We start from the raw sequence: 255 nt of genomic DNA, 5'->3' as shown, positions 1-255 counted from the left end.
TCAGTTTCTTCACCAAACAGAGCGGCTCCCGAGCCAGAGGGATATCCCGGGCACTGCTCTACGGGCTGTTCATCATCGTGATCTACGTCGCACTGGGCATGCTCATCACCATAGCCTTCGGCTCCGATGCGCTCAACGCCCTGTCCACCAACGGTGTCTTCAACTTTCTGTTCTTCCTGATACTGGTGGTCTTCGCGGCATCCTTCTTCGGGGCGTTCGAGCTTACCCTGCCCAGCTCCTTTGTCAACAGGATAG

At 56.5% G+C, this 255-nt stretch carries 1 protein-coding gene; it reads left to right on the top strand.

Features of this window, described 5'->3' with window-relative positions:
• Positions 1-255: cytochrome c biogenesis protein CcdA (locus tag C5745_RS20705; protein WP_449448539.1), on the top strand; the 255-nt coding region annotated here is incomplete at both ends.

Origin of the sequence: Sphingobacterium haloxyli, assembly GCF_002980525.1 — a bacterium.
GTDB classification, from domain to species: Bacteria; Bacteroidota; Bacteroidia; order Sphingobacteriales; family Sphingobacteriaceae; genus Sphingobacterium; species Sphingobacterium haloxyli.
The sequence above is the reverse complement of the archived record's forward strand: the minus strand, read 5'-3'. Positions and strand labels throughout refer to the sequence as shown.